This is a genomic window from Photobacterium lipolyticum (assembly GCF_003026475.1).
Classification (GTDB): Bacteria; Pseudomonadota; Gammaproteobacteria; order Enterobacterales; family Vibrionaceae; genus Photobacterium; species Photobacterium lipolyticum.
On record NZ_PYMC01000002.1, the window covers coordinates 521,428 to 543,594 of the forward strand.

Below are 22,167 nucleotides of genomic sequence, written 5' to 3' on the forward strand. Positions count from 1 at the left end.
CGGCGATGAAGGCGATCGATAAAAAACTCTGGCGAGAGCTCTGGGCCATGCGGATGCAGGCCTTGGCCATTGCGATGGTCATTGTCGGCGGCGTCAGTATCTTCATCATGTCTTTGAGCACCCTCGATTCCCTGTATCAGACCCGTGAAACCTATTACCGCAACCATTCCTTTGCCCATGTGTTCGCTACCCTCAAGCGGGCACCGCTGTCGCTGGTAAGCCGCATTGAAGCGATTCCCGGCGTCGACAGGGTGGAAACCCGGGTGGTGGCTTATGTGAATCTTGATATGGCAGGTTTTGATGATCCGGTCAGCGGGCATCTGTTGTCATTGCCCGATAACAGCCCGGGCCAGCTAAACCGGATCTACCTGCGCAAGGGACGGCTGCTTGAGCCGGGACACGACAGAGAAGTGCTGCTCAGCGAAGAATTCGCCCGCGCCCATAATCTGCAACCCGGCGCCCATTTGCGCGCCACCATTAACGGGCGGCGTAAAACGCTCACCGTGGTCGGCCATGTTCTGTCCCCGGAGTATATCTACCAGATCGCTCCGGGCGCCATGTTTCCTGATTATCTGAGGTACGGCGTGTTATGGATGGCGCGAAAACCCCTGGCGACGGCTTATGACATGGACGGCGCGTTCAATGATGTTACCCTCACCCTTAGCAAGCACACCAATGCACAGGCGGTTATCGACCGTCTCGATGAACTGTTGAAACCCTATGGCGGAACAGGTGCTATAGCCCGCGAGGACCAGCTTTCCCACCGTTTCTTGTCCGAAGAGCTTAAACAGCAGCGAACCATTGCCACCGTGTTCCCAATTATTTTTTTCGGAGTGGCCGCGTTTTTGCTCAATATCGTGACCAGCCGCCTGATCAGCTTGCAGCGCGAGCAGATCGCCGTGCTCAAGGCATTTGGCTACAGCGACTTTGCTGTCGGGCTGCATTACACCAAGCTGGTGCTGGTCATCGTGTCGTTCGGCATCCTCGCCGGTATCGGCTTTGGGATCTGGATGGGCAAGGGCATGAGTAACATTTATATGACCTTCTATAGTCTGCCGTTTATGATCTATGTGCTCAGGCCCCAGGTGATTGTTGCCGCGGCCGCGATAAGCATGGCAGTTGCCATCCTCGGCACCTTGTATGCCGTTAACCGTGCCGCCAGGCTGCCTCCTGCTCAAGCCATGCGACCGGAGCCACCGTCGATTTTTCACCCAACGCTGGTGGAACGCCTGGGATTGCAACGCTGGTTTTCGCAGCCGACACGGATGATCCTGCGCCATATTGAACGCCGTCCGCTCAAATCTTTGCTGACGGTCCTGGGGATCAGTATGGCCGGCGCAACCATGATGATTGGCGGTTTTCAGGAAGGGGCTATCGATCACATGGTTGAGGTACACTACGGGCTGAGCCAGCGCAGCGATATTACTGCCATTTATACCGAGCCGACGTCTCAGCGCTCGCTCTATTCCCTGCAGAGTCTGCAGGGGGTGGACCATGCCGAAGGTTTTCGTGCGGTAGCGGCGAAATTGCAATTTGAGCACCGTTTTTATCGCACCTCGGTGCAGGGTATTCCGCCGGGCGGCAAACTGATGCGGCTGCTTGATACCGAGCTTAAGGTTATCAATCTGCCGCAACAAGGTGTCATCCTCACCGATTACCTGGCCGAACTGCTGCAGATCCGGCCCGGAGACATGCTTACTGTTGAAGTTCTGGAAGGCAACCGTCCCACGGTCCGGGTGCCGGTGGTCGGTACCGCCAAAGAATACCTGGGAGTGAATGCCTACATGCAGCAGTCTGCCCTGAACCGATTACTCAAAGAAGGTAATACCATCAACGGTGCCCGGTTAAAAGTCGACCTGCGCTACCAGCGTCAGGTGTATGCCGAGCTTAAGGAGATGCCGCGCATTGCCGGCGTGGTCGAGCAAAAATCTGCCATCAAGGCTTTCTACAAAACCATGGAAGAGACCATTCTGTTCTTTACCTTTATCACCACCATGCTCGGCGGCAGCATCGCCTTTGGCGTGGTTTACAACAGCATGCGCATTGCACTGTCGGAACGCAACCGCGAACTGGCCAGCCTCCGGGTACTGGGTTTTCAGCGCAGTGAGATAGCTTATATTCTGCTGGGCGAGCTGGCGCTGCTGACATTGCTGGCCATACCGATCGGACTGCTTATCGGCCATGGCCTGTGTGCTTACCTGGCATTTAAGTTTGACTCCGATCTGTATCGCATCCCACTGGTTTTGGGCATGAACGTCTACGCGTTTGCCGCCCTGGTGGTGATTGTTTCATACCTTATCTCTGCCGTGATGATCTGGCGTAACCTGGCCCGTCTTGACATGGTGGCCGTTCTTAAAACCAAGGAGTAAGCTGATGCGTACTATGTTGCAAAAACATCCCGTTATCATACTGTTCGTCGTACTGATCCTTGGCTTGCTGATCTGGGGCTTCTGGCCGCAGCCGGCGCTGATTGAAACCGTCGCGGTCAGGCGTGCGCCTTTGACCATCACTATTGAAGAAGAAGGCCGCACCCGGGTGATTGATCGTTATGTAATCTCGGCACCGGTGGACGGTGTTGCCTGCCGCGTGGAACTGAATGTCGGTGATCCGGTTGAGCAGCATCAGGATTTGCTGGGGATCACGCCTTTGGCATCACAGGTGCTCGATCCGCGCCGCCGAGCCGAGGCCGAGGCCCGAGTAGCAGCGGCCGGATCGGCGCTGGATGCCAGCAAGGAGCAGGCACGTGCCGCCGCCGCCGCTGAAAAATTGGCGAATAATGAACTTAAACGGCTTGCACCTTTGATGGCCAAAGGGGTTATTTCACATGAGACTTTCGAACAGGCCGAAACCAGGCTGCAGACCAGTACCGCCGTCAGGCGCTCGGCTGACTTCAATGTTGAAGTGGCCCGATATGAACTCGAAGCTGCGCGCACGGCTTTGCGGTATTCGGCGGCAACCTCCGATAGTGCAACGGCAGAGCGAGTGCCGATTCGCTCCCCTGTCAGCGGGCGGATCCTCAAGGTTGCGCATGAGTGCGAGGGTCCGGTGCGGACCGGCGATCCCCTGCTGGAGGTCGGCGACCCCTCGGCGCTGGAAATTGAAGTGGATGTCCTTTCTGCCGATGCCGTAAAGATCAAGCCGGGAATGAAAGTACTGTTGGAACGCTGGGGGGGCGAACATCCGTTGGAAGGCACTGTGCGTATTATCGAGCCGGTCGGTTTTACCAAAATCTCTGCACTGGGCGTGGAAGAGCAACGGGTCTTAATCATTTCCGATTTCACTTCACCTGCCGAGCAATGGCAAAGGTTAGGCGACAGTTACCGTGTTGAGGCGCGCTTTATTTTGTGGCATCAGGAGGATGTATTGCAGGTGCCTGCCAGCAGCCTGTTCCGTTATAAAAACGGTTGGGCAGTGTTCGCAATGGAAAACCACCGTGCCAGGCTGCAAGTCGTTAAGGTCGGCCAGCGTAATGGCCTGGTAGCCCAGATCATAGAAGGTGTAACCGCGGGGGAAGCTGTCATCAACCACCCCAGCGATGAGGTCGAAGACGGCAAGCGGGTGACGGTGAGAACTTTGAAGCCTTGATATCAAGGGTTATCGGGATCACAACCGCTTTCTCTTACCCACAATCCTTTTTCACAATGCAAAAGCGCACCGCTACCACTACAAACATAAGTGCCATCATCATAGGCAACATTATTAAAATAGCACTGCGGCAAATCTTCCACTTCCTGTGACAGAACATCAAACTCTTCATCCCCTTCTTCCAGAATAGGAGACGTCTTTAGTTCTGGATCGGGAGCACCGACTGAAATATGAGTTACTAACTTTGTCATCGTCTTGTCCTTTGGTTAATGTTCATTCTTTCAAAAACACGTAATCATTCAGGTGAATGACAGACGGGTACCGTCCTCGGTATGACAATCGAACAAGGTCATTTCCCAAACGCCTTCGTCAGTCATATGACGCAAGAACTCCCTACCACTTATAATAACCATAGCATGCCCCAGACCCACTACAAACGTAATCCCAGACGGATTGCTTGTCATCGTTATTTGCGGAGAACGTAAGGTTGTTATATAGGTAAACATGACTGCTTTTGGTCGTGAACGGACGGTGGTAGCGTGTTCAAGCCAGAACTTGTGATGCTTATGCAACCGTATTAATTATTCGTAATTACAGCCCCTGAAAATAAAAATCCGGGAGCAAAATTGATCCCGGATTCTGTCGATATTTAGGATTATTCCCATCCAATAGAATATCCTAAAGGAGACGCTTTATAATTTATTAGTATTCCCAGTGACTGATATCGTGCGCCCCTGCAAATTGATTCGGGAAGTAATCTTCACACGTACCTTCACGCCAAACATCTGCAGTTGCACAGTGTAAGCCCCCGCCAAAGGCATAAGCGTCACGCAAATCAACAGGAACAACTTCAAAACCAAGCTTATCAAACTGCTCTTGCTGGGCTTTTTCCGATGCTTCGACACACACGGTTTTATGGTCAAGGATCAGTGTATTCATTGATAGCCATGTGCTTGAATAACATAGTGGCGGTGGGTTATCCCAAGCTGGGTTAACCGCTTCAACAATTTGCCAGTCATTCTTTTCAAAGATTTCACGTTGGCCTTTGAACAATGGGCGATTGGGGTTAAGCAGCATGAGTCCCGGGCGAAGCGGACAGAATGTTGCGTCAATATGAATTGGGTGGTTATCTTCAAAGCTTAAGGTGTGAACACGATAGCCCTGAGGTTCATAACGACGTTTGATCCAGCGAATACCGGCTAAGTTCGTTGTCAGTCCATGCTGAACAAAGATATCTTTACCTAAGCGCATGATATCAGCGGCATCAAAAAGAATATCAGTCTCTTTGGTACTGTATTCTTTACGAAGCGAACGGGCCATGGTTTCTGCATCAGAAAGATGTTCATAAGCGGCAACATAATCCATGCGGAAGCTATCATCAGAAAGACGAGGACGTGGCGCTTGTTCAATTAAGCATTCAGGATCTGATTCGAAATATTCGCGCAGTAAATCAACATAAGCGAGATATTCAAAATAACGGCTGCGGAAGCTCATCGGTGCCATCAGTATGCTTTTACCCATGGTTAGCAAGCAGTCTCGTGGGGGCATGACACCAAAACCAGAGCTGATGGTAAAATCTGGCGTAGTAATACGCTCGTGCCAATCAACCGCTCCCGGACGGTCAACAATAATTCCACGATCTTCCAGTTGCTTGGCAAAGCCGTTTAAACATTCATTTGCACGATCAATAGACTCTTGAGTCCGACGCCCTGCTTTCCCTCCGCGCATCGGTGAGTCCGCAGGGATCTTTTCATTACTTGCCGGGCATGCCTCTGGAATATGCTGGTTATCGGCAATACCAACAATTACATGACGTAGAGGATCGAAGTCATTATAAGATTCAACGTGAAGGCCAGGACGAACATATGGAACGCCACTGTCTTTTCTTTCAAGAGGCGCTGAAGCATTTGGATATAGATCGTTGGAAACACTCATTACATAATCTCCAAGAGAATTAACATGAACAATTAAACAGGTATATTAATAACCATCTTTCCAAAAAACATAAGCAAGTCTGATAGCTATATTTAACCCTTTCTAGTTTCTTAATTAATAATTAGATGATTGATACCTACATATAAAAACGATATAAAATTAATCTTTATGCTTGATGAGCCTGGAATATTATTGCTCTTCAATGGTTATAATATGCCGCGTCAGCGTGACGAAATATAGTCATTTAATGCTGACAAATGGCTGATCTATGCTTTCATTTGCTGATATAGCAAAAAGGTGGTTATTGAACCTTATTAAAATGTGATCTATGCCCTGTTAGCGACAGAATAAACATAAATCACCTGTATGTCACACAGGCATACTGATAGGTAGCATTTATGTGGTTTGATATCACGTTTCTAAATTTCCAATGTGGTTTTTACCGTAGTCTAAAGCGACCATGCAAGGAGGTAGAGCGAGGGAAAGAATATGTATCAGCGCATTAAAGCCAATACACCTGAATTTCTTATGTTTGATATTCAAGAGGTAGAAGAAACAGAGCATATGATTTTTGCAGCAGATTACATTCTGGTCTGGCCACGCCATTGTAAATGTACGTTGCACTTAGGTACGTCACACTATGATCTTAAGCCCGGCCAGCTAGTATTACTAGCGCCGTTTAATCCTTTCCGTATAGTATTAGGCCCGCTCGAGGACGGTGCTGAGCATGGCTGTGATGAACTTCACTTCCGTTTAAATGCACTGGGGCAGACATTTGTTGACAGCGTGCAATTTAGCAATATAAAAAAAATGTTAGATCAATCACGTAGCGGTATGTTGTTTGATATTCCTGCAAATTCAGAAATCTACACCTTTTTAAAGATGCTGGAAAACACGTTTGAATTTTCGCAGGTACTGAACCTACTGAGCTTGCTTGATAAGCTGTCTCATGTACAACCGACTACGACCTTCCTCGCTGACAATTTTGAGATAAAAAATAGCCAGCGAATCGAAGAGCGGGTACAGATTGCTTTAAAGTATATTGCCAATAATTTAGCTGAACCTTTATCTGTATCAATCGTAGCCGATCAATTACATATGGCCGAGAGCACCTTCTCGCGGTTTTTTCATGCCAATATGGGAATTACTTTTCGCCAGTATATTATTGAACAGCGAGTGCGTCAGGCGGCACGTTATTTAGTGATCACTGACTGGAGCATTGCTCACATTGGTGCAGAAGTGGGATTTTCTTCACTCTCAAACTTTAATTCCAAGTTCAAATGCTTACTAAAACTGACACCAAAAGAATATCGTTCAAGCCATATTGATATGCGAAAAAATATAGGGCAGCATCGTTCTATTGAAGGGCAATTACAAAATCAACTGATGAACACGAATAACAATTACCCATATATGTCGTGATTGTTTATTGAGTGAATTATGCTTCCATTAATAATGGCTGGTATTTAAAATTCCCAGCCATTATTTACTGCTACTCATTCAGTATTATTTAAATTAACGTGAAATAATATCGCGTTCTATAGAATGAAGTTGAAATGCTTTGGCAACAACCCAATAAGAAAAACATGCCAATATTGAAGCGTACATTGGTGCTTCAACCCAGCCAAGATCAAAACGAAGGAAAAGCGTACATCCCGTCGCGAAACCAATCACTATAGAGAATAACGCTGCGTAAATGTTAGAAGGAATAAAATGAGCCAATAGTGTCGGGGCAACCAAAGCCGCCATCAGGGTACCTGAACCTAAAATAGCCAGCATCGACAGCATAAACGGCGGCGCATATAACATAATAACGAAACCCGCTCCGCCCAATACCCAAACGGCAAAACGGTTCAGATGCAACAGCGATTTATCGGAGAGCTTACAATTGGGCCAGATAGCCTGACGCAGATCATGAGACACCGAGCCGGCAATCGAGTGTAAGACCGAATTGGTGGTTGATTTCATCGCAAAGAGAATAAATAAAGTCACCACCGCTGAGACGGTTGGCGACAGGAACGTAGTTAAAAATGTCGGCATTGCCTGATCTGGGTTTTCAAGTCCAGGTACTTTAACTCGGGTATAAAGCCCTGCAATCGGTACCAAGCTCAGTAAGCAAGCCATCGGGGTCATGTAGGCTGCAATATGGTGTAATTTGGTTTTGGATGATAATGCCATAAAACGAACAGACATATAGGGTAAGGTGGCACTGTAAATAAACGCGTAGGGCAATACCATCAGCACGTGCCATACCGACGATCCATAAGGCCCGGAATCGCTTGGGGCTAACAGATCGGGATCGATAGCATTAAGGCTATCTAACAGCTCTGCAACAGGCATATCAGTAAAAATTGTCCAGACAATAACCAGGGCCGAAATGCACATCCCGACAACCATAAAAGCATCGGTAAATGCGACCGCTGCCAACCCGCCAATTGAGGTATAAACCACAATGATCGCAATCATTAGCAGCGATGCCGTATTTTGTTCAATACCGAGCCAGGGAGCGGCAAGTAAGCCTAATGCTTTAATCTGACCCACCAGAAAGACCAGCAGCAGGACAATGGTGATTATCGCCACAAAGGCTTGGGTGATTCGCTTGACCGAATCGGGACCTTCATGACTGCGGGCGACGTATTCCGGTAGCGTTAGGCTACCTATCTGCTGCGCTTTTTGATGAAGAAAACGGGCGCAGAACAGAACAGCAAAAACCATTGCCGGGGCAAAAAAGAAGTTGCCAAGCAGCTCGATGGCACCGTATTTATAGGCAACACCTGGCGAGCCCATAAATCCCCAGCCAGAAAAGCCTGTCGCCACGATGGTGGCCCCTCCAATGAAGGGCCCCAAACTGTTAGCTGCCAATAGAAAACCACCTTCACCCTTACTCGAATGCACAATCTTGTTACTGTACAGTGCTAAGCCGATCATGATGATCACAGTGGCAATTAGCAGCGCCCAGTTTAATAAGATGGCCATCGTAACCTCCGTGGTTATTGTTGGGTGGTGGCTTTAGCTTGTTTGGCATTGCTGTGCTTTTTCGCCATCGATAGCACGATTTCACCCATACCACCGGCGATGACAAGGATCCCTCCCAGTGTTTGCAGCGCAGTAAGCGATTCGCCAAACATGCTGATACCAATACCTGCGCCAACCACGGTTTCAAAGTAAGAGACACAAGCGAGCTCGGCGGCTTTCAGGTGCTTAGCGGCAATGGTAAGCAGTGACAACGCGCCAAAGCCAATGAAAAAGCCCATCGAGATCAACCACACCCAAGAGCTGGTATCCATCTTCGCAAGTGACGGCGGGTTAACGGTAAAACAAAGTGCAATGGCAACTGCACCAAATAAGAAGTTATAGAATGAACGAGAGTCAGAGCTGACATCGGTACGGTAGCGGCTGAAGAACAGATACAGACCGTAGCCAACCCCGGATGCCAAACCTAACATGTCACCAATAAAATTCTCTTTCGAAAAGGAGAGTGACACGGTTAATCCACTTGTCGAATCATAATTAATGATGCCGATAATGAATAAACAGCCGATGAAAACCGCGGTGAGTAAGCCGGCTGTCAGTTTTGATATTTTTTCCTTCAGGAAAATAGCCGCCAGTATGGTTGAGAATACAGGGCCGGTATAAATAAGGAATACCGCATTGGCCAGTGTTGTGTGCTGCGTTGATGAAACATATGCCGCTAAGCAAAGCCCTAAACAAGCCCCGCTGGCAATGACTGACGGTGTTAATTTAGTTGACTTGATGAGCATGGTTTTCCCCTGATGAAGCATCAGAGCAAAGACACAAATGGCACCTACCGTCATTCGGGTAAAGGCGATAACATCGCCGCTGGTGTTGATATTACGGGCAAACAATCCGACACAGCCCATCAGGGCTGCCGATACAATCATGGTGCTATAACCTAATGTTTTGGTATTCATGACTAACCTCTTCGATCGTTATTATTTGATTGGTCATTGAGCATTCCACCGCCCGCTGTATGTTGATAGCCAAAAATGACGGCCACAATCCCCCATAGCAACAGGTTGGCAATAATAAACACGTCCACAGACCAATATCCAGTAAGCATCTTTATCCCTTATACAAGATCACAATATACTGATAAAAACGGATAGACTTCGACCGTAGTAAAACAACAACAGCCGCACTTATCCATCTGATTTTTATTGATATTATCCTTCATCTTTTTTTTGTTCATCGACATCAGTTACCCAATGTCAATACACACTAAAAAGCAGCTTGTTGGTGTCTATCTTGGATGACGGACAGGAAGATAACTAGCCAAAAACTGCTGGTTACTTGCTGATTACTGCCGATGGATTTAGTTTGTGAACAGAGGAGGTATTCTGGCTCTTTAAGTTATTGAAAAATTGAAAACGTATCTTTTTGATTGGGACCATAATAAGCTTGATAGAGCGGTAGATCTTGTAAAATACCAGACCTTACCAAAGGCTGCTTCGTTAGCCTTTCAGGAGATAACAATGGACGTTAAACTTCGGCAAGCGCGGGAAAGTGACATTCCGTTTCTGCAGTTGCTTAGAAACATGACAATGAACCACTTACACGATAACACTTTCTTGCTGTTGTCGCTTTGTGACTTGCTGTTTGAACATGGCAAGCGATCCTTCGAATTCGGGCAGAATAGTGAATGTCTTTGTGCTTGATTTATAACGGCCGATCTGGCGTTGTTCAGGACGGAACGTAAAGATGTAATCATCCAGCTCTTTGCTAAGGTAAAACTCGTCATCACGATATTGTTTCTGAGCGCTGCTAAAACATCGGTTAAAAAAATCCAGCAGTTCGTGAGCATGAGGTGACTGAAACATTTGATCGCCGATCGTGGCACCGTTTAGATCAGACACTAACACACGGTAACTATGTACACTGTATTTCATGATATCGAACAATTTACGCCGTTGTAACTGAGTCGGTTTTACCGCTACATGCACCCGCCCTCTCGCTTCATAACGGATTGCCCCGGTCGATGCCATGAGGTTTACAATGGTGATTTCATCGATGATACCAATCATCTCTTCAGGCATCAGTGCTGCTACCGCTCGATGGAACTGGCGGTTCTCCATGTCTGAACGTTGCAAATTCAGTAAACGGCCATCCGGCAAAATATAACCGCCGTCCTTGACGTGCCGAGTGACACCAAAATGCGTCACGAGTTTGGACAGTAGCGCTTCATTAAAATTAGGTACTTGTTGGATGGTCATGCTCACTCATAAAAAAACTGCAAAAATAGCATTTTTTTATGATTAACTAAAATCATAAAAATATCAGTGCGTAAAATCTCATTATGATGAAATTCTGTTGCAAGCCTAAAACCAAATCCAATAATTATCTAATCAATAAAACAGAACTCCTCAAAGCGGCCTTTTTTGTACTTGAAGATCAGCCGATAACAGCCACACCGAACAGGGTCTGATGACCACGTAGTACCAGGCCAAAGAGGATCAATCCAACCACCACAGCGATGACATCAAACCGCGCCTTTGGTTTTCCCCTCGGCACCAGGCTACTTCTTGGTTTAGCCCTATAGATATCGATCAGGGCATAAACAAAGAAACCGCCAAATAGCAGAGTGGAAGCCAGATCACCATTAGCCAGCAAGTGAACGAAGGCCCAGAGGCAGATGGCGATCAACATAGGGTGTTTTAGCTTGGCACGGATATGGGTATCTAAATAGGCCGCGGTTAATAAGATAAAAACAACGGGCATCAGAGCGTGGGCAAGGGGCCGGGAAAAAGACAGCGGCGCCCACAGCTGATCTTTGGGGGCCAGAGCAAAACCGTGGAAGATCAGCAGTAAGGCAATCACCGATATAATGGAAAATAACGCCAAGTAGGGCATTCTGCCCAACCGGGCAATCAGCTGCTGCCGAGGCCCTGCCATCGTGGGCAAGAGATGGATCGCGATAAACAGGAACAGTCCCAGTAATAAAAATTCCATTATTATCTCCTTATAACTTAGATTATTAGCTACTTATCCGCATAACGGTTTATTGACTAATTGTAGGTCATTGATATTGCTGAATCATGATTGAGTTAACGGCAGGTATAAAAAAACCACTCTTACGAGCGGTTTTCTTAAATCTGGGTCTCCCTGCTGGACTTGAACCAGCGACATACGGATTAACGTAACAATCCGCCGTTCTACCAACTGAACTAAGGGGGAATTGTATGTTGCCTCGGGGTGGGATCACACCTATCCCTCCCCGTTAAAATTTGCATTCTTTCAAAAAGGACCATTGTTTAATATTTGTAGGTCAATGAATATATTAATGCTAATAATTTTGGGTTAAATTGCGAAAAGTCCCAATACATACAGTATGTTCAGGATGAAACCTGTCAGGATGGCCGCAACTACCGGAACTGCTATTTTGAGTACAGGTCGGCCCATAACCTCGTTAAAGTAATAGAGGATGGCAAAGATAGTAAATCCGGTTGTGGAGCCCATTTTCATCACAGCCAGTATGCCACCGATCAACAATGCAAACTCCATTAGGGTATTCATTGAGTTGCGAATGTTGTCTGAGGAATTTCGGATGGACGGGAATTGCTCCAGGAAGCCGCTGATCCTCCGTAGCAGGAAGACTTCAACACAAATAATAACGGCACCCAATGCCGCGGCGATCGGAATACTAGGAGCAAGGTAGCCGGCAACAAACACAAAAGACATTCCGACGACACCGTAAATCCCTGTCGTAAGAGCCGTGGTCGCGATCAGCGGGAGAAATGCGAGACCGCGCATAAACTCAGACAGTGCTACCCGCTTCATCGCGGCATCATAAGCAATAGGATCTGTCTGGTTGTACACTTCGGCCAGTGAATAGATGGATACTTCCGAACCAGCAAAAATACCGACGTTCGCTACTGCGGCAATCAGGGCACCGGTAACGGCAAGAAAAGGCAGGTTTTTGACGATACGTCTTTTACGTTCGTCAAACAGACTGTGCATACCTGACATATCGGGTGGTGCCATACCGTTTTTCCTGTCAGACAGATCTTTGCGGATAGCACTAGCCACTAACATGACCATACCAATGAAGATCTGAACCGGTTCAGGATAGATCGCAGTATATTTTATGACCAGCAAGCGGAAAATGATAACAACAACGGCTGCCGCCACCCCGGCTCGCCAGCCAAACTGATAGAAAATCGCTAGCAGCGGGAACAGAGCAAACGCCGACATCACCGGCGTACCCAGCTCGGCCAGGGCACCTAATGCATCGATCGGCAACCCGGTCAATACGGTATTAACCGCCGAAAGCGATGTGACCACCAAGATCCCCCACAAGCCACCGGCCAGTCCGGCCAGTACCCGACTACCAATCATCACGCCCAGAACATCTGTTGGTAAGAACAACAACCAGGGGTTGAGTAAGCCGGTCGAAAGAGTGAATGAAATCCCCACCGAGACAACAAAACCAATAGATAAGCCAAATGCGGTAGAGCCCGCATCGCGCCTTGTCATATTCCCATCCGCAACCTGAGGAAGCATGGGGCGGATCCCATCATGGAATACTGCGGCGCTCATGTTGGCGATAACTGCAGTCATGGCACAGAGCAGTGCGACTAAACCTATGTGCATAACCTCCATGTTATGTCCTTACTTCTTGGAGAGGATAGAAACAAGCATGGGAATGGCGTGTTCAACATGCTCAATGGAAAGTCCGAAAGCCACCTTGCCCTCATCGACAAAACGCTCGACTTCGTCTGGCTTGGCCTGAATGGACGGCTTGGCTATGGTGCAGCTCTGCGGGTAACCGATGATAGCGATTGCCATCGACAAGGCTGCGCCCGCCCCCGTGTTGCAGCAGCCGATGTAATAATCCAGCTGGCCGGATTTCACCTGCATGGCTGCATCCATGTCGTTGAGGATGTGGCAATTAAAAATACCGGGGGCGGCGGCATCAATTTGATCTTTTATCTGTTCACGCTGCAGACCCGCAATACCGATTTGTTTCATACGCTAACCTCTTTATTTAGCCAAATAGCTGGCTGGGATTGTGTTTTAGCATGGTGTCTATCTCTTGCTGGCTAATGCCACGCTCGCGCAGCATCGGGACGAATGCATCCACCAGGTAGCAAAAACCAAGGCCGCCATTTTCTTTAAGGTGAGACCGCCGGGTTATGTCCATGGAAAGCATGACCCGTTCTAAATAACCGCGGTCAGACAACACATCAAGCATATCTAAACGTCTGGTATCTGGGTAATAGCTGTTTTTCCCGATCGTATCGAACTGCACGTAACAGCCCTGCTCAATAAGCCAGACAATGTCATCAATGTTGTCTTTCAGATCGCAGTGGCCAATTGTCACTTTGTTCATATTGACGCCATACTGCTTTAACCACATTACCTGCTGGCGGCCCATTGAACTCATCGACTGGTGAGTGGAGATTGGCCGCCCTGTTTCCAGGTGGGCATAGGCGGCGGCTTCAAATACCTTTTTTTCTATGTCGGTAAACCTGTTCTCACTGCTGCCGATCTCACCGATTAAGCTGGCTTTCAAGTCGCTTCCGGCAATGCCGTTTTCGATTTCACCCACCATCTCGCGGCAGATCTCCCGTGCCGACCGACAGTGCAGCTCGGGCGGGAAAAAGCCATCAACGTAGTAACCAGTAGAGAGCAAAATATTCATTCCGGTATCACTTGCCAAACCTTCAACAAAATGATGATTTCTGCCCATAAAACGATTAGTCACTTCTACAATGTTCAAAACGCCGCGTAATTTGAGTTGCAACAGCTCTTCTTTGATCAGATCGTACTGATCCAGCCTGCAGTCGATATCGCCTTTTTGCAGTGATAAATCAATATGCAGGTGTTCGTGAACATAGGTGTAACCGCTGTCGTCAATCATATTGGTCTATTATTCCACCACAGTTTATTTCACTAATAACTCGGTGTTATCTCGCCTGCCACGACTTTTTCCTGGTGAGTGATCAGGGCATCCCTGTCTATTAGGTTTCTCAAGAGTGTTTTAATGTACACAGCCTCATTTCGGACCAGTAGTACCGCCTCAGAGGCCATTTCACACTCGGGGATATGGTTCAGTGACTTTTCTGCCAGACCGAAGCTATCCATGTCTATGGCTTCCGTCAGCCAAATCACCGCATCTATATCACCGTTGGCCAAATGGACCAAACTGTCACCGTAATTGATTTCGACAATGTCAATATCTTGATCCGGGAAAGCCTGTCTGGTCAGGATCTGCTGGTCGGGAGAATCAGGATCAACGCCAACTCGGCGGATGGCATCATATTCGCCCTTACGGTAAATCACCCGGTGATCATTCGAATAGGAGTTCTTTCCCAAATTAACGGCAACCGTCAAACCGTCGCTATAATTCTGCGCTGCAAGCTTCGACATAATGGCGATGTCATGCACGCCGGAGCTTAACAATTTTGCTCTGACCCCGGCACCTCGCATGTGAGCGAAATACAACGGCAAACTGCCCATCTGGGCTTTTAATCCGCTGGCCAATCCCTCGTAATGCTTGGTGTAAGGCAGCGGCATGGCACACACAACGTTACCAAGCCCCGCCAGACGGATAATCTCTTCGCTGTCTAGGCGAGAAATATAAGTACCATTACGGCCTTGCCGTGAAAGCGCTATCACACCTTCTGCTTCAATTTTTTTCAGGGCTTTTTGAACTAAGCCAACCGACAGCTCGAACTCTTCAGCCAGCGAATCAATGGTACGTAAACGAGCACCTTCTTTTTGAGACATCAGATATCGGGCAATATTGATAACTGCGGCACCTTCTTTTTTTATATATGTTTTAGGCATATCAAAACCTTCATTATTATGAATGTTTAAATGATACGCCTATGTTGGGTCGAGTAAATTTGCGCCGACCACAAATGAGATGTCTGTCAATAATAAATAGTCCATGAGGGAATAATATTCCTTCCAGACCCATTACCAAATTGACCCTCGCCTCTGTCACATGATTTCCACTTATCTTTGACATTAATGTAAGTCTTATCGATTTTCCATGAAGAAATGACAACTGTTTCATTTTATGAGACCGATATTACAATAAGGTAGGTAATTGATAACCCATAGATACCGTGCTCTGGAAAATATCTCTCTCTTCACGCTGGCTTAGTTTGCAAGAAGAATAATCACGAATATAGTGAAAAATAATCTTTAAGGGAGAGTGACGAAGTTCATAACTCATGCTGTTGGTTTGCAACAGAACCATTGATAATTCTAATTGCGTCGCAAATAAGTGTCTTTCTTATCATCAAAAAAATGAACATTTGAATTATGTGAGTTTGCCCTATTATTTTCACTTAAATGAAGATTATTATCAGCATCTAAATTTTCAGGATGAAATAAGTTCAAAAGGTAAAAGTATGAAGATTTTTCTATGCTGTGCTGCTGGGATGTCAACCAGTATGCTTGTAAAAAAAATGCGGGAAGCTGCTGATAAGCAAAATATTGATTGCTCGATTAATGCTTATTCAGTTTCTGAATTTGAAGCTTCACTGGCTGAAAACGATGTTTGTTTGGTTGCACCGCAAGTTAAATTCCAATTTGAAGATTTCAAGAAACGTGCTGAAGAAAACGGTAAAGCTTGTGGCCTTATCGACATGATGACCTACGGAATGATGAAAGGTGACGTAGTTCTGGATCAAGCAGTTAATCTTTATCAATCGATGAATAACAAGTAATTAGGAGTTAATTCATGTCTGTACTTAATGGTGTTATGAGCTTCGTTGAAAATGTCGTCGCACCTGTTGCCGCGAAGGTTTCAACCCAGCGACATATCAATGCAATAAAAGATGGTTTCGTGGCAACAATGCCGTTTTTGATTGTGGGTTCTTTACTTTTGGTATTAGCTTGCCCACCACCGGGAGATAACTTTTTCCTTAATGGCTGGCACTCCCTTGTGGAGATGATTGGTCAAGGTAATATACTTATACCGTTCCAGATCAGTATGGGTATTTTCGCCATTTATGCCGCATTTGGTATCGGTTTTAGTTTGGCTGAGTCCTATGGGCTACGCGCACAAAACTCTGGTTTACTATCATTATTCACCTTCCTTTTGGCGGCAGCTCCTCTTCAATCCGTTGAAGGTGTTGGTGGTGTGATACCAGCGGCTTTTCTGGGTGGTACTGGCGCATTTACCGCAATCATGGCTGGTTTGTTTGTTCCGGAACTACAGCGCTTCTTACGTGATAAAAAGATCAGTCTTAAACTTCCAGAAGCTGTGCCTGAAAAAATCGCAGCGTCATTTGACCTGCTAATTCCAATCGTCATTCTCGCAGTGTTGATCCCAAGTCTTAATGCAGTGCTTGGTAGCTATGACCTGACTATTCCATCTGCGGTTATGGAGTTATTCAAACCATTAGTCTCGGCATCAGACTCATTTTTGGCATGTCTACTTGCCGTTGTTATGATTCAGCTACTTTGGTTCGCCGGTATTCACGGTTCCGCTGTTGTTGTTAGTGGTATCTTGGGTCCAATCCTATTGGTCAACCTTGGTATGAACCAAGAAGCCTTAACTGCAGGTACTGAGATTCCGAAGATTTTCGTTAACCCAATACTTGATTTCTTTATCTTTGTCGGTGGTGCAGGTGGTACTTGGGGCCTTGTGGTTCTGATGATGCGCTCGAAGGCTACCCACCTGAATGTAATCGGAAAGATGTCAATCATTCCTGGCACATTCAATATCAATGAACCAGTCATTTTTGGTACGCCTATTGTAATGAACCCGAACTATTTCATTCCTTGGATGCTTTCACCAATGATTAATACCTGTATTGTGTGGATGGCCTTTAAGACTGAGATTGTATCTAAGATCATTGCACTTCCACCGTGGACTATGCCTGCGCCTATCGGTGCGGTTATTGCGACAAACTCAGGTACAGCGGCCATTTTGGTTGGGGTCTGCGTACTTGTGAGCATGGTTGTTTTCTATCCGTTCTTCAAGGTGCATGAAAAGCAATTGCTTATCGAAGAGCACGCAAATGCTGAAGATGCACCGAATGCTGAACCAGTAAAGGCTTAATCATGACTTTCGAAATTAATACTCAAGAAGATATTACTGAAGAGTTTTTGATGACGCTACTTTGCAAAGCTGGTGAAGCTCGCTCAGCTGTTATGCAAGCGATGGGAGAGGCTCGAGGCGGTAACTTTGAGCGTTCTGAGGCGATGCTGGTCGCAGCGGAAGAAGCGCTTACTGAAGTTCACAAAACGCAAACAGGATTAATTGGTTTCGATGAAGGTGAAGGTAAGGTCACAATGACTCTTATTCTTACTCACATTCAGGACCACATTATGACTGCTATGTTATGCCGCGATATGGCAAATGAGATCATTGCTATTCACCGTCAGCTAAACAACGCATAGGGCAACTGAAATGAAGAAGCGTATTTTTGATTTAACGAGTCATGATGTTAATAACATGACTCGTGCCGAGATTGTTGAATGTATCAAGCAATCTGAAGGTCGCACCATGATGGTTGAGAATGTAGTATCTATAGCTCCCCCCCTAGATCTCGTCTCAGGTGCAGAGATTGCGGCCGCATTCGGTGCTGATATGATCACCCTTAACTGCCTGGATATCTTTAACCCTCGAGCAGAAGTGACCGGGGCCGGTAACCATGGTGTTAAGGATCATTTCACTATTGAGGAAATACGCGACTTAACAGGCCGCCTAATCGGATGTAACCTAGAACCGGTACCTTTCGGGTTTACTGATATTGAGGTCGGTCGTTCAGTGACTCGTGAAACTGTAGAGTATGCTGTTGAGTTAGGCATGCACTACATTATGTTGACGGGTAACCCGGGAATGAATGTGTCACAGGAAACCATTCTTGATGCAATTCGCTTATGTCGTGAAGTGTCGCAGAACATCGTTATCATCGCAGGCAAGATGCACGGTGGTGGTGTTGGAAACGACTATAACTTAGACATCGTTAGCGATTTTGCAGAGGCTGGTGCTGACATCATGATGTTCCCTGCCCCTTATACAACATCTAGTGTTTCACCCGATATTGCCCATCAGATGATGGATGCTGTTCACAATGCTGGAATGCTTGGACTATTAGCAATTGGTACATCTCAAGAAGGTGCATCTGAGAGCTATATAGAGCAAGTCGCGATGGCATCGAAAGGAGCGGGAGCTGACATTCTTCATATCGGTGATGGTGGATATGGTGGTATCGCACCACCAGAAAATATCATCCGTATGGGCATGACAATTCGCGGCCGTCGCCATCAATTCAAACGCATGGCTAACAGGCGATAACGCTAAGTAAATAATTCAAATAACTATTAAGGAGGCCTGTTTAACAGACCTCCTTTTTTTGGGCTTATCACTTAGTCGCTCGTCAAATGGTGGGAGCTCCTTGTAAATACTCAGCATCAATATCAGAAAAATAAATCATCGTTAGATGACCTGTTTTCACTCATTAATGCTTAATCTAAAATTTCTTTTACTCTACCGACATCACCGCTTTCTAGCCTAACCTTAATACCATGGGGGTGTGTCGGTGATTTGGTTAGAATATCTTTCACTACTCCCCTGGTGAGATTTCCTGTACGTTGATCTTTTTTCAATACAATTTGAACCTCTAGTCCTGCTTGTATATCTGAGCGGTTGGTGCCATTCATAAGTTTGTCTCTGCTTAATAGCGTTCTTTGATATCTGCAAGTCGTAATATCACTCACTTGCAATATATAAGCTAGTACTTCATCACAGAAGTTTTGACAAGTTCAGTCACCAAACTTCGTCATTCCGTAAAGTGAGGAACGAACTTATACGGAATCTAAAGATCACACGCTAGAGCTGGATCCCGGATATCTCGTTCCTCAATTCCGGGATGACGTGTTTATGTGCTTCAACTATTCATAATTAATGAGTACTAGTACCTTGACTCATTAATTATGATTGATTGAACATATTGATTTTTTATCGGGGATGACGGACTTAAACTGTTTCAATCAATCAGATTCACTGTGTTTAGGCACTAGCTTTATACCCAAACCACGTCAAAATGCAGAGTTAAAAGAGAACCACTCCTCTATTAATCGCTCTCTTTGAACTTAACTTAAGTGCAGGACTTGAGCTGAGCTAGTAGAATAAGTGCTACAGGCTAGGGTTGAATTGTGAACCAGCTGCCGATAGATTTCTCAACTCTCACACATTGAAATCGAAGTCTGTTATGAGCAATCAAAACAAACAAAGTCCTCAACCTTTCGGCTGAGGACTTATATTCAGAGGCTGCATCTCTGCTGCCATTTTTGTAAATTATCTATTTAGCTACAAGCCTTAACGAGCGCCCATGGACCACCAGCACCAGGCTGATCGTTATTTGTCCACCATTTTGCCTTATAGACATTACCCTGATAAGTCACCTCATCACCGCCGTTGTAGATCGTACCTGATACCCATGGTGCTGGACAGGTTGACGATTGCCCAACTTCAAAGCTAACCACCAATACAGATGAAGCACTGACCGCCGTAAAGGTATAGCTGTTAGCGACTGGCTGTGTAACACCGTCTACCACAATAGATTTCACTTTGAACCCGCTGTCGGCAATGAAATTGACGGTAAAATCTGTTCCGCCTTTGGCTTCTAGCAGACCATTTGCACCTGGTGTCGGGGAAATAACACCACCAACGCCGTTGACCGTGGCACTGATTTCAAACATCACTGAAATATCAGTGGTAACTTCAGAGAAGTTGCCGCTAAATCCTGCAAAATTTGATGCACTCAAGGTTTTAACATCCGTGTTTTTCAGTACGATTCTTTTCTTGTCGCCTTTTGCATACGGTTCGATCAACGTGAGTACCGTGTCAGCCCCTTCTTGTGTCAATTTGACGGCAGAAAATGGCACTGGCTGATTGCTTGGTACTGTCAAAACAGTCTTAGCCGTGTCGAAAGTGTTGGCAACCAATTCCATGTTCCAACCCCAGTTAATGTGGTTGAGCGGAACAATGTAGCCAAGACGATCATATCCACCCGTGACGTTGGTAAACATCTCAGCGTTAATGTCGGCAAGAGTAAGACCAACTAGCTCGTAAGAGGCATAGATCCCGCCATCTTCTGCTTGCGGACCAATGATGATAGATGTCGGTGTCTCGTAGGCCTTGAGGTGTTTAAATCCGATGCCGGCACTGCCTTCAATTTTGTCAACGGCCGGGTCAAAGCCCTGTACCACTTGCTTACCGGTATTCCATGCAAGAACATAGGTATCTGACTTGGCGATAACGGCTGCTGGATTTGCAGTAACTGCCGCGGCTGATACGCCTTTTAGCACGACACTCTGTCCGGCAAATTGTAGCTCGGTATCACCTGCCATGTCTGAAATTGTCAGTGATGCCAGCGGATCAGGTGTCTGCCATCCTCGAAGTACAATCAGGTCATCACCTACAGTGAAATCTGCAACCGTTGTGACAGAGCCTTTTTCTTCATTCAGTAGAATTTGGTCTTTGCCGCCTCCGGTGATCACGAAGTCACTACCCCATCCTGCGGTCAAAACTTCATTATACGTGGAGCCATGTGTTGTGCTGTTTCCAGGGACATCGAACAAGGTGTCGTAGCCGCCGAACTTGTGCACGTATTTCGTAATGCAGGTACCCAGTTCATCACAGGTAATTTGGTCTTTGGTTAACAAAGCGGCAGTTCCCCACGCCCCGCGAAGATGGGAGGCTGCCAGAAGACCTGACATAGTCGCTTGCACTTGGATTGGCTGGCCGTTTTCGTCTTTATCAGGCCAACTTTTTGCCAGCGCCTGCGCCCATGTCATGTTGGCATCGGCGAGCAGCTTGCTCATCACTTTGTAGTTAAAGTGCATCGCATCACGTATTACCAGCTCCTGCTTAGCCTGCGTGCGCAAGTCATCAAGCGAATTCACGCCGTTTTTACCAACAAAGGTTCCTTCCCATAAGTTAGTATCCGTGACATAGACTTGATTGCCGCCAGATCCTTCGATTTCAGCTAGCGCTTCTGTTTTACAGCCAATCCAGGTGGAATCAGGAACGAACATGTAGAAACTGTCATAGTTTTTACCTTCGATGGTGACTTCTTTCGGACTATAGTAACCCGCATCAATCAGCACGGCCTCACCGAGTTGATACCCGATAAATCCCCATGCGTTCATTGAGTTGTATTGCATAGAACGGAACATGGCGCTGTCGTTGGGGGTCAGCGGGTTATAAATGGTGTCAATTCCCAGCTTTGTGAAAAAGCCGTTGATGGTTGTTGGCTCCGAGATCATCGTTCCGGTAGAACAATCTCGCACCAGGCGACCAGGCTTAGTCACTTTGGAGTAGGTGTAGACAGGGTTATCTAAATTATCTAGGTAGAAGCCAGCCAGCGCCGGATTAATACCTGATTCAAAATCGCGCAGCGAATCAAGAAAAGCTTGCATCCCACCCTCTGCGGCAAACGCGGGGGAAGACAATCCTAAAATGACGGCAGCTGATACTGCTTTAATATGTGTTTTCAATGTTCTATCCTTGTCATTGGTGTTGCATTAAATTAGGGCGTAGGCCCAGGTGTTATTCCCAATAAAAATCATTAGGAACTAAATTTTTAGCTTGGCAAAGACGTTGCATCTGATAGCGTTTATAAGGCTGATAAACATTCTCTGACCTTTTTCTGTTACACA

General features: G+C 46.6%; 19 protein-coding genes and 1 tRNA gene. 7 read left to right on the forward strand and 13 right to left on the reverse strand.

Features of this window, described 5'->3' with window-relative positions; all coding sequences use genetic code 11:
* The first annotated feature begins 5 nt into the window (after positions 1-5).
* Both C9I89_RS05105 and C9I89_RS05110 read left to right on the forward strand, forming a co-directional pair.
* A complete protein-coding gene (locus C9I89_RS05105) occupies positions 6-2,369 on the forward strand; it encodes an ABC transporter permease (RefSeq protein WP_107282257.1) in 2,364 nt (787 codons plus the stop codon).
* Between the two features lie 4 nt (positions 2,370-2,373).
* Positions 2,374-3,585 (forward strand): efflux RND transporter periplasmic adaptor subunit, encoded by a 1,212-nt coding sequence (locus C9I89_RS05110; protein ID WP_107282258.1) that lies wholly within the window; start codon positions 2,374-2,376, stop codon positions 3,583-3,585.
* A 2-nt stretch (positions 3,586-3,587) separates the two neighbouring features.
* Here C9I89_RS05110 and C9I89_RS05115 read toward each other — a convergent pair whose 3' ends face one another.
* Both C9I89_RS05115 and C9I89_RS05120 read right to left on the reverse strand, forming a co-directional pair.
* Entirely contained in the window at positions 3,588-3,836 is a 249-nt protein-coding gene (locus tag C9I89_RS05115; RefSeq protein ID WP_107282259.1) for a hypothetical protein, read from the reverse strand.
* A 451-nt stretch (positions 3,837-4,287) separates the two neighbouring features.
* Positions 4,288-5,520: a serine/threonine protein kinase gene (locus C9I89_RS05120; protein WP_107282260.1), complete on the reverse strand. Its 1,233-nt coding sequence runs from the start codon at positions 5,518-5,520 to the stop codon at positions 4,288-4,290.
* 489 nt (positions 5,521-6,009) lie between these two features.
* On the opposite strand from C9I89_RS05120, the gene C9I89_RS05125 reads away from it, so the two are divergent.
* The gene (locus C9I89_RS05125; protein WP_107282261.1) at positions 6,010-6,942 is read left to right on the forward strand and encodes a helix-turn-helix transcriptional regulator; all 933 of its coding nucleotides are present in this window, start codon (positions 6,010-6,012) and stop codon (positions 6,940-6,942) included.
* A gap of 93 nt (positions 6,943-7,035) precedes the next feature.
* Here the strand turns inward: C9I89_RS05125 and C9I89_RS05130 are convergent, their stop codons facing one another.
* The 9 genes from C9I89_RS05130 to yhfZ all read right to left on the reverse strand — a co-directional run bounded on the left by C9I89_RS05130 (position 7,036) and on the right by yhfZ (position 15,327).
* Positions 7,036-8,496: a sodium:solute symporter family protein gene (locus C9I89_RS05130; RefSeq protein WP_107282262.1), complete on the reverse strand. Its 1,461-nt coding sequence runs from the start codon at positions 8,494-8,496 to the stop codon at positions 7,036-7,038.
* 14 nt (positions 8,497-8,510) lie between these two features.
* Positions 8,511-9,452: a DMT family transporter gene (locus C9I89_RS05135; protein ID WP_107282263.1), complete on the reverse strand. Its 942-nt coding sequence runs from the start codon at positions 9,450-9,452 to the stop codon at positions 8,511-8,513.
* 639 nt (positions 9,453-10,091) lie between these two features.
* Positions 10,092-10,751, reverse strand: coding sequence for a hypothetical protein (locus tag C9I89_RS05140; protein ID WP_107282264.1), 660 nt, complete (start codon positions 10,749-10,751; stop codon positions 10,092-10,094).
* 178 nt (positions 10,752-10,929) lie between these two features.
* Positions 10,930-11,487 (reverse strand): NnrU family protein, encoded by a 558-nt coding sequence (locus tag C9I89_RS05145; protein ID WP_107282265.1) that lies wholly within the window; start codon positions 11,485-11,487, stop codon positions 10,930-10,932.
* 144 nt (positions 11,488-11,631) lie between these two features.
* Positions 11,632-11,712 (reverse strand) — tRNA-OTHER (locus C9I89_RS05150).
* A gap of 123 nt (positions 11,713-11,835) precedes the next feature.
* Positions 11,836-13,137, reverse strand: coding sequence for a YhfT family protein (locus C9I89_RS05155; protein ID WP_107282266.1), 1,302 nt, complete (start codon positions 13,135-13,137; stop codon positions 11,836-11,838).
* 9 nt (positions 13,138-13,146) lie between these two features.
* Positions 13,147-13,506: a DUF2620 domain-containing protein gene (locus C9I89_RS05160; RefSeq protein WP_107282267.1), complete on the reverse strand. Its 360-nt coding sequence runs from the start codon at positions 13,504-13,506 to the stop codon at positions 13,147-13,149.
* Between the two features lie 16 nt (positions 13,507-13,522).
* On the reverse strand, positions 13,523-14,398 hold the full coding sequence (locus C9I89_RS05165) for a phosphotriesterase family protein (RefSeq protein ID WP_107282268.1): 876 nt from the start codon (positions 14,396-14,398) through the stop codon (positions 13,523-13,525).
* 32 nt (positions 14,399-14,430) lie between these two features.
* Complete coding sequence (gene yhfZ / locus C9I89_RS05170) at positions 14,431-15,327, reverse strand: GntR family transcriptional regulator YhfZ (RefSeq protein WP_107282269.1); 897 nt, start codon at positions 15,325-15,327, stop codon at positions 14,431-14,433.
* Between the two features lie 572 nt (positions 15,328-15,899).
* Here yhfZ and C9I89_RS05175 point away from each other — a divergent pair.
* The 4 genes from C9I89_RS05175 to C9I89_RS05190 are packed head-to-tail and all read left to right on the forward strand — an operon-like array spanning position 15,900 to position 18,799.
* Positions 15,900-16,217, forward strand: coding sequence for a PTS sugar transporter subunit IIB (locus C9I89_RS05175; RefSeq protein ID WP_107282327.1), 318 nt, complete (start codon positions 15,900-15,902; stop codon positions 16,215-16,217).
* A 14-nt stretch (positions 16,218-16,231) separates the two neighbouring features.
* Positions 16,232-17,557, forward strand: a complete 1,326-nt coding sequence (locus C9I89_RS05180) for a PTS sugar transporter subunit IIC (protein WP_107282270.1) — start codon at positions 16,232-16,234, stop codon at positions 17,555-17,557.
* Between the two features lie 2 nt (positions 17,558-17,559).
* On the forward strand, positions 17,560-17,898 hold the full coding sequence (locus C9I89_RS05185) for a PTS lactose/cellobiose transporter subunit IIA (RefSeq protein ID WP_107282271.1): 339 nt from the start codon (positions 17,560-17,562) through the stop codon (positions 17,896-17,898).
* A 10-nt stretch (positions 17,899-17,908) separates the two neighbouring features.
* Positions 17,909-18,799 (forward strand): DUF7916 family protein, encoded by an 891-nt coding sequence (locus C9I89_RS05190; protein WP_107282272.1) that lies wholly within the window; start codon positions 17,909-17,911, stop codon positions 18,797-18,799.
* A gap of 170 nt (positions 18,800-18,969) precedes the next feature.
* Here the strand turns inward: C9I89_RS05190 and C9I89_RS05195 are convergent, their stop codons facing one another.
* Both C9I89_RS05195 and C9I89_RS22915 read right to left on the reverse strand, forming a co-directional pair.
* Complete coding sequence (locus C9I89_RS05195) at positions 18,970-19,164, reverse strand: YwbE family protein (protein ID WP_107282273.1); 195 nt, start codon at positions 19,162-19,164, stop codon at positions 18,970-18,972.
* Between the two features lie 645 nt (positions 19,165-19,809).
* Positions 19,810-22,005 (reverse strand): carbohydrate-binding protein, encoded by a 2,196-nt coding sequence (locus tag C9I89_RS22915; RefSeq protein WP_281258238.1) that lies wholly within the window; start codon positions 22,003-22,005, stop codon positions 19,810-19,812.
* Positions 22,006-22,167 lie beyond the last annotated feature (162 nt).

Coding starts and splice junctions, on each gene's coding strand:
- C9I89_RS05155 (WP_107282266.1), bottom strand. CDS start 13,137: ATGGAGGTTATGCACATAGGTTTAGTCGCACTGCTCTGTGCCATGACT.
- C9I89_RS05135 (WP_107282263.1), bottom strand. CDS start 9,452: ATGAATACCAAAACATTAGGTTATAGCACCATGATTGTATCGGCAGCC.
- C9I89_RS05180 (WP_107282270.1), top strand. CDS start 16,232: ATGTCTGTACTTAATGGTGTTATGAGCTTCGTTGAAAATGTCGTCGCA.
- C9I89_RS05120 (WP_107282260.1), bottom strand. CDS start 5,520: ATGAGTGTTTCCAACGATCTATATCCAAATGCTTCAGCGCCTCTTGAA.
- C9I89_RS05190 (WP_107282272.1), top strand. CDS start 17,909: ATGAAGAAGCGTATTTTTGATTTAACGAGTCATGATGTTAATAACATG.
- C9I89_RS05130 (WP_107282262.1), bottom strand. CDS start 8,496: ATGGCCATCTTATTAAACTGGGCGCTGCTAATTGCCACTGTGATCATC.
- C9I89_RS05140 (WP_107282264.1), bottom strand. CDS start 10,751: ATGACCATCCAACAAGTACCTAATTTTAATGAAGCGCTACTGTCCAAA.
- C9I89_RS05115 (WP_107282259.1), bottom strand. CDS start 3,836: ATGACAAAGTTAGTAACTCATATTTCAGTCGGTGCTCCCGATCCAGAA.
- C9I89_RS05160 (WP_107282267.1), bottom strand. CDS start 13,506: ATGAAACAAATCGGTATTGCGGGTCTGCAGCGTGAACAGATAAAAGAT.
- C9I89_RS05145 (WP_107282265.1), bottom strand. CDS start 11,487: ATGGAATTTTTATTACTGGGACTGTTCCTGTTTATCGCGATCCATCTC.
- C9I89_RS05185 (WP_107282271.1), top strand. CDS start 17,560: ATGACTTTCGAAATTAATACTCAAGAAGATATTACTGAAGAGTTTTTG.
- C9I89_RS05175 (WP_107282327.1), top strand. CDS start 15,900: ATGAAGATTTTTCTATGCTGTGCTGCTGGGATGTCAACCAGTATGCTT.
- C9I89_RS05125 (WP_107282261.1), top strand. CDS start 6,010: ATGTATCAGCGCATTAAAGCCAATACACCTGAATTTCTTATGTTTGAT.
- yhfZ (WP_107282269.1), bottom strand. CDS start 15,327: ATGCCTAAAACATATATAAAAAAAGAAGGTGCCGCAGTTATCAATATT.
- C9I89_RS05110 (WP_107282258.1), top strand. CDS start 2,374: ATGCGTACTATGTTGCAAAAACATCCCGTTATCATACTGTTCGTCGTA.
- C9I89_RS05165 (WP_107282268.1), bottom strand. CDS start 14,398: ATGATTGACGACAGCGGTTACACCTATGTTCACGAACACCTGCATATT.
- C9I89_RS05105 (WP_107282257.1), top strand. CDS start 6: ATGAAGGCGATCGATAAAAAACTCTGGCGAGAGCTCTGGGCCATGCGG.
- C9I89_RS05195 (WP_107282273.1), bottom strand. CDS start 19,164: ATGAATGGCACCAACCGCTCAGATATACAAGCAGGACTAGAGGTTCAA.